The organism is Enterobacter ludwigii (assembly GCA_023023105.1).
GTDB lineage: Bacteria > Pseudomonadota > Gammaproteobacteria > Enterobacterales > Enterobacteriaceae > Enterobacter > Enterobacter adelaidei.
This window is the reverse complement of sequence record CP083824.1, coordinates 3,127,522-3,140,579: the sequence shown is the minus strand read 5'-3', so window position 1 is coordinate 3,140,579 and position 13,058 is coordinate 3,127,522. Positions and strand designations below refer to the sequence as shown.

General features: G+C 52.4%; 13 protein-coding genes, 1 tRNA gene and 1 pseudogene. 5 read left to right on the top strand and 10 right to left on the bottom strand.

Annotation, left to right across the window (positions count from 1 at the left end):
* The first annotated feature begins 26 nt into the window (after positions 1 to 26).
* Entirely contained in the window at positions 27 to 1,214 is a 1,188-nt protein-coding gene (locus LCD46_15225; GenBank protein ID UOY69422.1) for an MFS transporter, read from the top strand.
* A gap of 164 nt (positions 1,215 to 1,378) precedes the next feature.
* On the opposite strand, the gene hcp is transcribed toward LCD46_15225, so the two are convergent.
* The 7 genes and pseudogenes from hcp to LCD46_15190 all read right to left on the bottom strand — a co-directional run bounded on the left by hcp (position 1,379) and on the right by LCD46_15190 (position 5,406).
* Positions 1,379 to 1,864, bottom strand: a complete 486-nt coding sequence (gene hcp / locus LCD46_15220; protein ID UOY69421.1) for a type VI secretion system tube protein Hcp — start codon at positions 1,862 to 1,864, stop codon at positions 1,379 to 1,381.
* A gap of 13 nt (positions 1,865 to 1,877) precedes the next feature.
* A complete protein-coding gene (locus tag LCD46_15215; GenBank protein UOY69420.1) occupies positions 1,878 to 2,315 on the bottom strand; it encodes a hypothetical protein in 438 nt (145 codons plus the stop codon).
* The gene (locus LCD46_15210) at positions 2,293 to 2,685 is read right to left on the bottom strand and encodes a Rhs-Related protein (protein ID UOY69419.1); all 393 of its coding nucleotides are present in this window, start codon (positions 2,683 to 2,685) and stop codon (positions 2,293 to 2,295) included. The genes LCD46_15215 and LCD46_15210 overlap by 23 nt, the downstream gene beginning before the upstream one ends.
* 212 nt (positions 2,686 to 2,897) lie before the next feature.
* Positions 2,898 to 3,032: pseudogene (locus LCD46_15205) on the bottom strand (recombinase).
* A 217-nt stretch (positions 3,033 to 3,249) separates the two neighbouring features.
* A tRNA-Pro gene (locus LCD46_15200) sits at positions 3,250 to 3,326 on the bottom strand.
* A 72-nt stretch (positions 3,327 to 3,398) separates the two neighbouring features.
* Positions 3,399 to 5,159, bottom strand: a complete 1,761-nt coding sequence (gene yejM / locus LCD46_15195) for an LPS biosynthesis-modulating metalloenzyme YejM (protein UOY69418.1) — start codon at positions 5,157 to 5,159, stop codon at positions 3,399 to 3,401.
* A 19-nt stretch (positions 5,160 to 5,178) separates the two neighbouring features.
* Positions 5,179 to 5,406, bottom strand: a complete 228-nt coding sequence (locus tag LCD46_15190; protein UOY69417.1) for a YejL family protein — start codon at positions 5,404 to 5,406, stop codon at positions 5,179 to 5,181.
* Between the two features lie 134 nt (positions 5,407 to 5,540).
* Between LCD46_15190 and yejK the strand changes: the two genes are divergently transcribed.
* The gene (gene yejK, locus LCD46_15185) at positions 5,541 to 6,548 is read left to right on the top strand and encodes a nucleoid-associated protein YejK (protein ID UOY69416.1); all 1,008 of its coding nucleotides are present in this window, start codon (positions 5,541 to 5,543) and stop codon (positions 6,546 to 6,548) included.
* A gap of 50 nt (positions 6,549 to 6,598) precedes the next feature.
* On the opposite strand, the gene rplY is transcribed toward yejK, so the two are convergent.
* Both rplY and LCD46_15175 read right to left on the bottom strand, forming a co-directional pair.
* Positions 6,599 to 6,883 (bottom strand): 50S ribosomal protein L25, encoded by a 285-nt coding sequence (gene rplY / locus LCD46_15180; GenBank protein UOY69415.1) that lies wholly within the window; start codon positions 6,881 to 6,883, stop codon positions 6,599 to 6,601.
* A 125-nt stretch (positions 6,884 to 7,008) separates the two neighbouring features.
* Positions 7,009 to 8,769, bottom strand: coding sequence for a DEAD/DEAH box helicase (locus tag LCD46_15175; protein ID UOY69414.1), 1,761 nt, complete (start codon positions 8,767 to 8,769; stop codon positions 7,009 to 7,011).
* Positions 8,770 to 8,920: 151 nt separating this feature from the next.
* Between LCD46_15175 and rsuA the strand changes: the two genes are divergently transcribed.
* The 3 genes from rsuA (at position 8,921) to LCD46_15160 (ending at position 11,464) form a co-directional block, all read left to right on the top strand.
* Positions 8,921 to 9,628 (top strand): 16S rRNA pseudouridine(516) synthase RsuA, encoded by a 708-nt coding sequence (gene rsuA, locus LCD46_15170; protein UOY69413.1) that lies wholly within the window; start codon positions 8,921 to 8,923, stop codon positions 9,626 to 9,628.
* Between the two features lie 15 nt (positions 9,629 to 9,643).
* The gene (locus LCD46_15165; GenBank protein UOY69412.1) at positions 9,644 to 10,840 is read left to right on the top strand and encodes a Bcr/CflA family multidrug efflux MFS transporter; all 1,197 of its coding nucleotides are present in this window, start codon (positions 9,644 to 9,646) and stop codon (positions 10,838 to 10,840) included.
* Between the two features lie 279 nt (positions 10,841 to 11,119).
* Positions 11,120 to 11,464 carry a YejG family protein gene (locus tag LCD46_15160; GenBank protein ID UOY69411.1) on the top strand — a complete coding sequence of 115 codons (345 nt, stop codon included), beginning with the start codon at positions 11,120 to 11,122 and terminating at the stop codon, positions 11,462 to 11,464.
* A gap of 3 nt (positions 11,465 to 11,467) precedes the next feature.
* Here LCD46_15160 and yejF read toward each other — a convergent pair whose 3' ends face one another.
* Positions 11,468 to 13,057 (bottom strand): microcin C ABC transporter ATP-binding protein YejF, encoded by a 1,590-nt coding sequence (yejF, locus tag LCD46_15155; GenBank protein UOY69410.1) that lies wholly within the window; start codon positions 13,055 to 13,057, stop codon positions 11,468 to 11,470.
* Position 13,058: the final 1 nt, after the last annotated feature.

The following is a 13,058-nucleotide window of genomic DNA, read 5'->3' as shown; positions in this document are numbered from 1 at the left end:
AACTGTTTTTAAAGCAGGAGTCGCGCATGCTTTCCAGATTTCCAGTACTCAGCCAGATCCCAAAAGGCGTCTGGGTTGTGGGAGGCGTCAGTATGCTGATGGACATCTCTTCAGAGAGTATTCACAGCCTGCTCCCTCTTTTTATGATGACCACGCTCGGGACCAGCGTGTTATTCATCGGTCTGATTGAAGGGCTGGCGGAGGCAACCGCTCTCTTTATTAAGGTCTTTTCGGGAGCGATAAGCGACTATCTTGGTCAGCGCAAAGGTCTGGCACTGTTGGGATATGGCCTGGGCGCGCTAAGCAAACCCCTTTTCGCTTTGGCCTCTTCCTCAGGTATGGTTTTAGGTGCACGTCTGATGGACCGAACGGGGAAGGGGATCCGGGGAGCACCACGAGACGCACTGGTTGCAGACGTCACACCGCCGGAAATGCGCGGTGCGGCATATGGGCTGCGTCAGTCGATGGATACCACTGGGGCCTTTCTCGGACCATTACTGGCGGTGAGTTTGATGTTGTTGCTGGATAATGATTTCCGTACCGTTTTCTGGATAGCGCTCATCCCCGGTCTGCTTTCAGTTGCACTGCTTTATTTTGGTCTGCAGGAACCGAAAACCCCTGTCGAGCACAAACGTACTAACCCCATCAAAAGAGCGAATTTAAAGCGTCTGGGGAAAGCGTGCTGGTGGGTGATTGGCCTTGGCGCGGTGTTTACTCTGGCCCGTTTCAGCGAGGCATTTCTTGTGCTTCGTGCGCAACAGTCGGGTGTTCCACTGGCGTTTATTCCGCTGGTGATGGTGGTAATGAACGTTCTCTATTCATTCTCGGCCTATCCCTTTGGCAAGCTTTCTGATGGTATGAGCCATACTCGACTCCTGCAGTGGGGGTTAATGGTATTGATTGGCGCAGATGTCGTTCTGGCGCTGAGTAGCCACTGGATCGGTATTATTGTCGGTGTCGCACTGTGGGGAGTTCATATGGGAATGACTCAGGGGTTGCTGGCGGCCATGGTAGCTAAAACCGCTCCGGCCGATCTGCGAGGTACGGCTTTTGGTATTTTTAGCCTGGTCAGTGGCGTGGGATTGTTAATCGCCAGCGTGAGCGCCGGAGCGATCTGGGAAATGTTTGGCGCACAATACACGTTTTATGCCGGGGCGGTGATTTGTCTTGTTACGCTGGCGTACCTGCTTAAAACACCGGGTGAGGCGCAATAAAAAAAACCAGCTATCAGGTGCTGACACTACCACCAGGAAGATAAAAGGGAAATCAGGCCGAAGAAATCAAAATACTCTTTAAAACAATGCTGGTCACCTTAGGTGACTAGCATTAGGCTCGATGCCCCTTTATTTTCATTTCTTAATAGCCAATCATTTAACGTTTAAGCTGTTGGGCGTTCGTTCCATGCGTCTGTATATTGGATATTCCCATCTTTATAAAGCCAGGTGATTTTTTCATAACGTAGTTGCACATTTTCCATGTGACCAGTACCGGGGCAATCTCTTGTGTCGTGCATTACTGGAGTGATGGAAATAACTTTTACTCTTTCCATTTTTATATTGAAATATTCAACTTCCTGACCTGCATCGTTGATATGGTAAAACTTAAATTCAGCGCTTTGCAGTGTCTGACCAGTGGCAACGGCTTTGTAAAGGTAGGGGGATGCAGAATCAATTGCTTTAGTCAGGCTGAAAGCGGAATGTTTACGAGTTCCGGTTAGCTTACCTGTTGCCCCGTCCGTTGGGATGCAGAGATTATGAATCAGGTCCCTAAGCTCAATACTTCCTTCACGGCCTTCAACATCTGAACCACCGCGGATCATAGCTCCGCCGTCATCTTTCAAAAATAAGTGAACTGGTACAGCCATTAATCTAACTCCTTTAGTCTCGTGTGCCGTTGGCTATGAGGTTGATAACGGGCATCACAGCGATCCCGTCTATGTAGAACAAATCTGAATTTGTGAAGTTATAAATTTTTCCGGTTACTTTCAGGTTTACAGTGTTTCCGTAACCTGTGGCCGTATATGAGTTGGTTTTTGCTTCCATGAAAGGAGTACGTTTTTTAAGCGCCTCCATGACATCGGAATCGCCTTCATCTTTATCAAGATAGAAGCGGTAAAAATCCGACACAGTGGCGTTACCTTCATCGTACTTTGTGACGTACAACCAAATGCTATCAGATAGTTTTTGCTTACTAACAAAAACATCTTTCGGTGGGAGATTGAACCAATATTGATATGCACAATAACCACTAACTATCAGGAGTAGGGCAACTGTCAGCATACAGTGAAGGGTTTTAATAACCGATCTTTCTTGCATAGTCGATACCTTGTCTTATCCAGAACTGATCATGGGGGTCATCACCGTGTGGTGCTTGCTGATACCAGTGGCCCCATTCCTTTCGGCTAGTTCCTGCATGTTCCTGAGCAAATCCAGCACCCATTAAAAGAATTTCGGCAGGTATGCCGGCAGCATAACCGATAGCCCCGTAGTGAAAGTTACCAAAATTTTCTAGTTCAGGGTGATGTTGCTTATAATCCCACGGCCCACGATTTCTAACCTGATAGTAAAACCATTTGTAAGTCATTGGGTTAGCCATATCTCTAGACATGCCGTGAGCGCGAGCAATGCGCATATGGTCTAAAACTAATCCTATTCCCTGTGGAGGGAGGAAAGGTATAACAGCCATGTTAACCCATTAATTTATAAGTGATTAACAATCATACGCTTAATGCAATCAGAAAGTGGAGATAATATCTCTTGATAAATTCTTAAAAATTAAAATGTTTTTAAGTAAAAACAAACGATTGTTTTAGATTTTCTACAGTGTGCTGCCCCTGAAATTTTCGACACATAGCGCAACCTGAGAGCAAAGGCGGTCTTTGGTCACCGTCTAATGAATGCGGTGAATGCTCGAATTAAATAATCTGGTACTACCTGTGTGGGATGTGAGACCTCTTTACTCCGTTTTACCTGCCGTTCTGGTCTCTGGTGAACGACTTACGGACTAGCAACATTATCTCGACTGTCATCAATTCAACTGTCGGGCGATTGAAACTTCATGTGGCTGGGCCGTTATTAACATCAGCTTGAATTCAGAAAAAAGGGATACGTTGCTGGTAAACATGGACGGGAGAAACCAATTATGTAGCATGTAAATGTCGGTTTTTTCCCCATTATTCCCCAGTACTTCCCCACACAAAATTTAGCCATAAAAAAACCAGCCATAAGTGGCTGGTTTTCAATGTATTTTTGGTCGGCACGAGAGGATTTGAACCTCCGACCCCCGACACCCCATGACGGTGCGCTACCAGGCTGCGCTACGTGCCGACGCATGAAAAGAATACTACTCGATTCCGTTTTGAATGCAAGGGAATCTATCGCTAACTGGTTTATTATTAATCAGTTAGCGATGAAGCGCTTCTCATCCGTCAGGACCTGCAGCAGCAGGCTTAACTGCGGTTTCTGGTCTTTCAACCGTTCGCCCTGCAGGTTATATGTCTGATAATTTCCGTTGCTGTTCAGCACCAGCGTCAGCTTAGGCGTGGTCACCACCAGAGTGTTATTCCCGGCAGCCGTAACCCAGTTATGGCGGCGCGTGGCACTGAAGAGATCCTGCCCCTGTGAATACTCGTTTGCTGGCGTGCTGACATGCAGCAGGCGTTGCATCAGGGTGGTCATCACATCTTTATGCTCGGTAAGCATAGTAATGCGCTGAGCCGGCGTGCCAGGCCAATGGATCACCAGCGGAACCTGAAGATTCGGGCGAGACCAACTCATACCCTTCGTCTCGTCACCCAGCGGGACGCCATGGCCAGCGGTCACGATCACCACGGTATTATCCAGTTTGCCTGACTCACGCAGCGCCTCAAGCACTCGGCCTATCTGCGCATCCACATCGCCAGCCGCGCGGCTGTAGCGGCGCGCAAAGTCATTCTTATTGCTGTTAGCGAGCGTTGTGCCGTTAAAGGCAACCCACGAGAACCAGCGGTTATCTTCCTGGGCGTATCGTTGCAGCCAGTTTATCCATTGGCTGGCGGTCTGCGCATCAGACTGATTTTGTGCCGCCGGCAGGGAGAAATCAGACAACAGCGCCTGGCGGTAAAGCGGGCTGTTAAAACCATCAGAGGAGAACAACCCTAACTGATAACCTTGCTGATTCAGCCCGGTGATCAGTGCCGCAGGCGTACGGGCAGACAGCACGCCGTCCATGTATCCGGCTGAGATGCCATAGAACAGCCCAAAGATACCCGCATCGGTAGAATTACCGGAGCTCATATGCTGGGTGAACGTGACGTTTTGACTCGCGAAATCGGCCAGCGCAGGCATCTGCTTCTCATAACGGGAATAGTTCAGGCCATCGACGGTAATCAGCAGGACGTTTTGCCCGCGACCCATATCGCGATAGTGCAGATCGCTCAGAGGGTACTGAACGCTGACTGCTTCCGGATTACCCTGTTCGACCAGACGGCGCTGGTACTCCTGCGCGTCAAGCAGACCGTGTTTTTCGAGGAAACGACGGGCGGTCATTGGATACGAGAGCGGCAGGTTAGCGCGCTGCATGGTAATAGGGCGATAGAAGTTTGCATCCGCCCAGATATACATAATATGCGAGCTGATAAATGAGACAAAAAAGAGCGCGGCGACGGGCTTGGCATAATGCCGCCGCCGGGTCAGGCTGCGAAGTTTTTGCCAGCTCCAGGTGGCAAACAGCATCTCAATCAACAGGATCACCGGGACGCTGATAAACATCAGCTGCCAGTCACGGGCCGTTTCATTCTGGTCGGGGTTAATCACCAGTTCCCAGACGATGGGATTGAGATGCAGGTGGAAGCGGGTGAACACTTCGCTGTCGATAAGCAGTAGTGTCATCCCCACCGTCGCAAGGATGGCGGACAAGAACCGCATCAGACGCTGCGACATGACGATAAACGTCAGAGGGAACAGGATCAGCAGATAGGTGGCGAAAACCAAAAAGCTAAAGTGACCCACAACGCTCATCCAGGAGTAGATACGCCCGGTTAGCGTTGTTGGCCAGTCTGCGACAAACAGATAACGACAGCCAATGACCGTCGCCAGCAGAATGTTGAACAGGGCAAACCAGTGCCCCCAGCTGACCATCTGGGAGACTTTTTCACGGTAGCGCTGACGATTCGTCACCATAAACTGTTGTTCGTATCCCTTAATGGGCCTGGTCGTTGCTGACGGATGACTGTAAAGCCTGGGCGAAAGATTTGGCGATCGCCTGACGCTGAGCCGGAGCAACGCTGGTATTAATCAGGTTGGTGACCATATTTCCCAAAACCATCAGGGAGAGATCGGTCGGCGTTTTATGTTTTTCCAGTACGTTAACCAGCTCACTGAGCAGCTGTTCAACGTGTTCATCACTGTAGCGGGAATGTTGTGGCATAAATCAAAATCAGTTTGTTGATGAAAGGGCAACATATTACCGTAGCAACAGCTTTTTTTCCCCTTTTTTATCTGTTGTTGCACACATGCCCTGGTGGTGGTTGAATACCGCCCGGTCTAAAAGGAGAGTTTATCATGAGTCTGGAAATCAACCAGATTGCCTTGCACCAGCTTATCAAGCGTGATGAGCAAACCCTTGAAGTGGTGCTGCGCGATTCGTTACTGGAACCCACGCCTACTGTTGTAGAGATGATGGCGGAGTTACACCGTGTCTACAGCGCTAAAAATAAAGCCTATGGCCTGTTCAGTGAAGAGAGCGAACTGGCTGATAGCCTGCGTCTGCAACGTCAGGGCGAAGAAGATTTTCTGGCGTTTAGCCGCGCCGCGACCGGACGTCTGCGCGACGAGCTGGCGAAATATCCCTTCGCCGACGGCGGGATTGTGCTGTTCTGCCACTACCGCTATCTGGCCGTAGAGTATCTGCTGGTTACCGTACTGAATAACTTAAGCAGCATGCGCGTGAACGAACAGCTGGATATTAGCTCAACGCATTATCTGGATATTAACCATGCGGATATCGTGGCCCGTATTGATTTGACCGAGTGGGAAACCAACCCGGAGTCGACTCGCTACCTGACTTTCCTGAAGGGGCGCGTGGGCCGCAAAGTGGCGGATTTCTTTATGGACTTCCTCGGCGCCAGCGAAGGCCTGAACGCCAAAGCGCAGAACAAAGGGCTGCTCCAGGCGGTTGATGACTTCACGGCAGAAGCGCAGCTCGATAAATCTGAGCGGCAGAACGTGCGCCAGCAGGTCTATAGCTACTGCAACGAACAGCTGCAGGCGGGGGAAGAGATTGAGCTGGAGTCGCTGTCAAAAGAGCTGGCGGGCGTCAGCGAAGTCAGCTTCCAGGAGTTCACCGCGGATAAAGGCTATGAGCTTGAAGAGAGCTTCCCGGCGGATCGCAGTACGCTGCGTCAGTTAACCAAGTTTGCCGGCAGTGGCGGCGGGTTAACCATTAACTTTGATGCGATGTTGCTGGGAGAACGCATTTTCTGGGATCCTGCCACCGATACGCTGACCATTAAAGGAACGCCGCCGAACCTGCGCGATCAGCTTCAGCGCCGTACTTCTGGCGGTAAATAGCAGGCACAAAAAACCCCGCAGAAGCGGGGTTTTTCTCGACGAGTTTGCGATTACGCGCGAACGAAGTCGATGTGAGTCAGTTTTGGCTTGAACGCGTGACGCTGAACAGCCTGAACTTTCACTTTTTCTTCTTTACCGCCAACAACGATGGTCAGAACTTCGCTATAGAATTCAGCTTTGGTCTGCAGGTTCCACAGTTTGTCGTGATCCAGTTCGATTGCAACTGGAGCAGCTTCGCCACCGTAAACGATAGCCGGGAACTTGTTAGCGTTACGCAGGCGGCGGCTCGCACCCTTACCCTGCACGTTACGTACTTCTGCTTCGATAGTAAACATTGATTTCTCTCTGTATTTAAAACCCTACTACAGGCGACCCAGCAGCAGGTGAGTGTTCTGCCTCACGGATGTGAAGCGGGCGGCATTTTATACTCAAATGCTCCTCACATCAATCAAAAGTCCCGTTAACCGCGCAATTCGTTGGCGCGACGAAAGCGACCTTCATAGTCAAAGACCTTCTCACGGACCTGCCAGAACTGGCCTTTCTTGCGAGCAACAACAAAATCCGGATGGCGCAGTAACGCCTGCTGGTGCACGATATCGGCCACGGTTATCCAGCGCAGAGGAACCCCTGGCGTACGGGTGTGCGGGCGAATAAAGAGTTGCTCGAAGGCCGTGCGTTGAGCGGGAGTTTGTACCCTGAAGCGCTCACTGACGTCCGCCCCGTCCTCATCGTAGTAGGTGATTTTTAACCACTCGCCTTTTTCATCCGCACCGGGCTGTAGTGCCATGCCTGAGCAGCGGAGCACCAATGCATCTTTTAACTTCAGTGCCGCTTTTAACATGTCGTCAGGATCGACCAGTACCGTGTCACATTCCCGGCAGCGGCGTGCGGCAATGTCATTTTCGGCGTTGCATTGTGGGCAGTTCTTGAAGCGGAAACGGAAATCGCACTGCTCGCGATGCCCTTCGTCATCTTCAAACCAGCCCTGACAGCGGCGGCCAAAATGCTCAATTAGCGTGCCGTCGGCGGTGGTTTTACCCCAGAAGGTGTTGGCAAAACCACAGGCAGGACAAAAAACCTGTACCGGCACGTTGTCGCTTTTTCCTTTTGGCGCGCCGACCTCAGGCGTATAGAGATCGTGCGGGTTACCGGCATAATCCAGAATCAGACAGTCGGTTTTACCCGGCGCCAGACGCAGGCCGCGGCCAACAATTTGCTGATACAGACTGACCGATTCGGTCGGGCGCAAAATAGCGATCAGGTCGACGTGCGGGGCGTCAAAGCCGGTGGTCAGTACCGACACGTTAACCAGATAGCGGAACTGCTGGGCTTTAAAGGCGTCAATCAGGCTGTCGCGCTCAGGGCCTGGGGTCTCGCCAGTGATTAATGCCGCGTCGCCGGAGGGCAGTAACCCGGTAATTTCCCGCGCGTGCTCAACGGTGGCGGCGAAGATCATCACTCCTTTGCGCGTCGCGGCGAACTCCTCAATCTGGCTAATGATGTGCGGCGTAATGCGCTTTTGCTTTTTCAGCTCCTGGTTAAGATCCGCTTCGCTGAACAACCCGTTGCTCTGTGCCTGCAGACGGCTGAAATCGTACTGCACCACCGGCATATCCAGGCGTTCAGGCGGCGTCAGGTAACCGTGTTTAATCATGTAGCGCAGCGGAAGCTCGTAGATGCAGTCGCTAAACAGGGCCTTGTCATCACCGCGCACCATGCCGTGATAATGGTAACGATAGATCCAGCCTTTCCCCAGACGAAACGGGGTCGCCGTCAGGCCCAGCAGGCGCAGGTGTGGGTTCACTTCTTTCAGGTGCGTCAGGATTTGCTGATACTGGCTGTCGTCGTCATCGCTGATGCGGTGACACTCGTCAACAATCAGCAGCGAAAATTCGCTGCGAAACAGATCCAGATTGCGGGCCACCGACTGCACGCTGCCAAAGACCACTTTACCGTGGCTCTCTTTACGCTTTAGCCCGGCGGCGAAAATGTCGGCTTTCAGCCCGAGTGCGCAATATTTGGCATGGTTTTGCGCGACCAGTTCTTTGACGTGCGCCAGCACCAGCACACGACCGCGGGCCAGACGTGCCAGTTCGGCGATGACCAGGCTCTTGCCTGCACCGGTTGGAAGCACAATAGCCGCAGGTTCACGATGTTTACGGAACCACGCGAGGGTGGCATCAACGGCTTCCTGCTGATAGGGACGAAGTGTAAAAGTCATGGGGTCTCGGTTTCATTATTCCGCACATAGTATGCCACGAAACTTTTTCCCTTGAGTGGCGCAACCAGACCATTATACTGAACCGTTCCAGACTGCTTCTTTTTCGGACGTACTGTTCGACTTCCAGCACCATTAAGGCTAAAAAGATTTCATGCGACTTGATAAGTTTATCGCTCAGCAACTCGGCGTAAGCCGCGCTATTGCCGGGCGTGAAATTCGCGCCAGCCGCGTTACCGTGGACGGCGACATTGTGAGAGACAGCGCTTTCAAACTGCAACCGGACCATCAGGTTGAGTATGACGGCAATCCGCTGACCCAGCAGCATGGCCCACGCTATTTCATGCTCAACAAGCCGGAAGGCTATGTCTGTTCAACGGACGATCCGGACCACCCGACAGTACTCTATTTCCTCGACGAACCGGTTGCGCACAAGCTGCATGCCGCTGGTCGCCTGGATATCGACACCACCGGACTGGTACTGATGACTGACGACGGGCAGTGGTCGCACCGTATTACCTCTCCGCGCCATCATTGCGAGAAAACCTATCTGGTGACGCTGGAGTCTCCGGTGGCGGATGACACGGCAGAGCAATTCGCCAAAGGCGTTCAGCTGCATAATGAGAAAGATCTCACCAAACCCGCCGTCCTTGAGGTGATCACCCCGACCGAAGTTCGCCTGACCATCAGCGAAGGGCGATATCATCAGGTAAAACGGATGTTTGCTGCAGTGGGGAACCACGTTGTCGGCCTGCATCGTGAGCGGATTGGTGCGATTGAACTCGATCACGACCTGGCGCCAGGCGAATACCGCCCGTTAACGGAAGAAGAGATCGCCAGCGTCGGTCTGCCTTCGCATTAATCTCAGGAGAACTCTGTGACCACCAGGCCACACTCGTCGTTCAAAATTGTCTTCATTCTTGGCCTGCTGGCCATGTTGATGCCGCTGTCGATTGATATGTATCTGCCTGCGCTGCCGGTTATTGCCGCGCAGTTTGGCGTACCGGCAGGCAGCGCGCAGATGACACTCAGCACCTATATACTCGGCTTTGCTCTTGGACAGCTGTTTTATGGCCCGATGGCGGATAGCCTGGGACGCAAGCCTGTTATTCTGGGTGGGACGTTGGTCTTTGCGGCCGCGGCAGTTGCCTGTGCGCTGGCTCAGACCATCGATCATCTGATTATCATGCGCTTTTTTCACGGTCTGGCGGCGGCAGCGGCAAGCGTGGTGATTAACGCCCTGATGCGCGATATCTACCCGAAAGAAGAGTTCTCCCGCATGATGTCGTTCGTGATGCTGGTGACGACAATTGCGCCGCTGGTGGCCCCGATGGCGGGTGGTGCGGTGCTGGTGTGGTTTAGCTGGCATGCGATTTTCTGGATCCTGGCGCTGGCCGCGCTGCTGGCCTCCGCGATGATTTTCTTCTTTATTGATGAAACGCTTCCCGTCGAGCGCCGCCAGAAATTCCACATCCGCACCACAATAGGTAACTTCGCCTCACTGTTTCGCCACAAGCGCGTGCTCAGCTATATGTTGGCAAGCGGGTTCAGCTTTGCCGGGATGTTCTCCTTCCTGAACGCCGGGCCGTTTGTCTACATCGAACTGAACCACGTTTCGCCGCAGCACTTCGGCTATTACTTTGCGCTTAACATCGTCTTCCTGTTCATCATGACCATCATCAACAGCCGTTTTGTCCGGCGGGTGGGGGCGCTGAACATGTTCCGCGCCGGGCTGTGGATCCAGTTTGTGATGGCGATCTGGCTGGTGGTGAGCGCGTTTCTGGGCGTGGGCTTCTGGGCGCTGGTAGTGGGTGTGGCGGCTTTTGTCGGCTGCGTGTCGATGGTATCGTCGAATGCGATGGCGGTGATCCTCGATGAATTCCCGCATATGGCGGGAACAGCATCGTCACTGGCAGGAACGTTCCGCTTTGGTATTGGGGCGATTGTCGGGGCGTTGCTTTCTATGGCTACCTTTACGACGGCCTGGCCGATGTTATGGGCGATGGCTTTTTGCGCAACCAGCTCCATACTCTTCTATCTTTACGCCAGTCGACCGCGAAAAACGGCTCACTAAAGCACAAAAAAGGCCCTACAGGGCCTTTTTTGTTGATACATATCAACCAAACCCACGTTGACACACCCGGCGTTTGTTTCTTTTATGTAAAATCTATTTATGTAAAAAGTCACATCATTGTATTCAAAAAGGTTGAGTTAGATCGCAGAAACGGGTACATATAGCGCCGACGCAAGCCTGGATTCCTATAAAAAAGCGCTGAATAGTGCAGGTTAGCGATGATGTGTTACTATAAATGTAAATAAATTGTGAAGTAAATTTTGCTTCCGGGGAACGAACGTGAATACATTACAACTCTCCATTGTCCATCGCTTGCCCCAGAGCTATCGCTGGTCAGCGGGTTTTGCAGGTTTGAAAGTTGAACCGATTCCGCAAAGTGCCGCGGACTGCGATAATTGTCTGGTTGCGCTCAAATTGCTTAGCCCGAGCGACGAAAACGCATGGCCGGTTATGGAACGCTTAAGCCAGGCGTTGACGGATATCGAAGTAGACAGCTCTGTACTGGAGTGCGAAGGTGAGCCGTGCCTGTTTGTTAAAAGCCAGGATGAGTTTGCCGCGACCTGCCGTCTGAAAAATTTTGGCGTTGCTATTGCGGAGCCTTTCTCTGGCCAGTATCCATTCTGAGCGCTAGTCTGCTGAAAGCAGCTGGCGCGTGTAACTCTGCGTTGGCGCAGTAAATACGCGCTGGCACTCCCCCTGTTCGACCACTTCTCCCTGTCTCAACACAATCACCTGATGGCATAGCGCCCGAACCACCTGTAAATCATGGCTGATAAAGATATAGGCCAGCCGGTGTTTTTCCTGTAACCCCTTGAGCAGTTTCAGGATCTGCGCCTGGACGGTTCTGTCCAGCGAAGACGTCGGTTCATCCAGAATAATCAGTTCCGGTTTCAGGATCAGCGCACGGGCAATAGCGATACGCTGACGCTGCCCGCCGGAGAATTCTGCCGGATAGCGGTGACGGGTATCGGGATCTAAGCCCACTTCGTTCATGACCCGCATGACCTCCTGTTCCCGTTGTTGGGCATTCAGGCTGGGCTGATGAACACGCAGACCCTCTTCAACGATCTGTAACACGCTGAGCCGTGGGTTAAGCGAGGAGTTGGGGTCCTGAAATACCACCTGCATACGGGGGCGCACCGGGAGCATCTGGCGTCGGTTCCACCGATGCAGCGGCATATTGTCAAAGAGGATCTCGCCCTGAGAAGCGATTAAACGCAGCAGCGCCAGGCCGGTGGTGCTTTTACCCGAACCGGATTCACCTACCAGTCCCAGAGATTCCCCCGGGCGCAGAGAGAAGCGGATATTTTTCAACACCGGATTCTGGTCGACGACGCGCCGCAGAATTCCTTTGCGAATGGGAAACGAGACGGACAAATCCTCAACACGCAACAGCGGTACGCTGTCAGCTGACAGAGGAACCGGGTCGCCAGAGGGCTCACTGTCGAGCAGACGCTGGGTATACGGGTGTTGTGGCGCGTTTAACAGCGTGGATGCGATATTCTGCTCGACACATCGCCCGTTTTGCATCACCGCAACGCTGTCGGCCAACTTTTTCACAATACTCAGGTTGTGCGTGATAAACAGCAAACTCATGTTCAGCTCGTCACGCAACTCGCGCAGCAGCGTCAAAATTTGCGCCTGCACCGTCACGTCCAGTGCCGTTGTAGGTTCATCAGCAATTAACAGTTCGGGGCGCGTGAGCAGGGCCATGGCAATCATCACGCGCTGGCGCTCGCCGCCGGAGAGCTGGTGCGGAAAATCATTCAGCCGTTTGGCTGCATTGCGTATGCCGGTTCGTTCAAGGCAGTCCAGAATTTCCCCGCGTGCGGCTTCTTTGCGCATACCTCGGTGTAGGGACAGGACTTCATAGAGCTGTTTTTCCAGGCTGTGAAGGGGGTTAAGAGAAACCATCGGTTCCTGGAAAATCATGGCAATCTTATTACCGCGGATTGCGCGCAAGGTATGTTCGTCAGCATGCAACAGCGAGTTGCCGTGAAAAAGAATGTCGCCTTGCGGGTAACTCACGGGCGGAGAGGGCAGCAGACGCAGGATGGAGAGAGCTGAGACGCTCTTGCCTGAACCTGACTCACCCACCAGTGCCAACGTTTCACCGCGCTGTATCTGGAGTGACAGGTCGGTGACGACGGTACGCATCTCACCCTGTGTTGAAAAAGCAATCGACAGGTTATCAATACTGAGAAGGGGCTGCGTCATC

Bases quoted from the DNA above. Each gene is read 5' to 3' on its own strand.
- LCD46_15225 (UOY69422.1), top strand. From the start codon at position 27: ATGCTTTCCAGATTTCCAGTACTCAGCCAGATCCCAAAAGGCGTCTGG.
- hcp (UOY69421.1), bottom strand. From the start codon at position 1,864: ATGGCTGTACCAGTTCACTTATTTTTGAAAGATGACGGCGGAGCTATG.
- LCD46_15215 (UOY69420.1), bottom strand. From the start codon at position 2,315: ATGCAAGAAAGATCGGTTATTAAAACCCTTCACTGTATGCTGACAGTT.
- LCD46_15210 (UOY69419.1), bottom strand. From the start codon at position 2,685: ATGGCTGTTATACCTTTCCTCCCTCCACAGGGAATAGGATTAGTTTTA.
- yejM (UOY69418.1), bottom strand. From the start codon at position 5,159: ATGGTGACGAATCGTCAGCGCTACCGTGAAAAAGTCTCCCAGATGGTC.
- LCD46_15190 (UOY69417.1), bottom strand. From the start codon at position 5,406: ATGCCACAACATTCCCGCTACAGTGATGAACACGTTGAACAGCTGCTC.
- yejK (UOY69416.1), top strand. From the start codon at position 5,541: ATGAGTCTGGAAATCAACCAGATTGCCTTGCACCAGCTTATCAAGCGT.
- rplY (UOY69415.1), bottom strand. From the start codon at position 6,883: ATGTTTACTATCGAAGCAGAAGTACGTAACGTGCAGGGTAAGGGTGCG.
- LCD46_15175 (UOY69414.1), bottom strand. From the start codon at position 8,769: ATGACTTTTACACTTCGTCCCTATCAGCAGGAAGCCGTTGATGCCACC.
- rsuA (UOY69413.1), top strand. From the start codon at position 8,921: ATGCGACTTGATAAGTTTATCGCTCAGCAACTCGGCGTAAGCCGCGCT.
- yejF (UOY69410.1), bottom strand. From the start codon at position 13,057: ATGACGCAGCCCCTTCTCAGTATTGATAACCTGTCGATTGCTTTTTCA.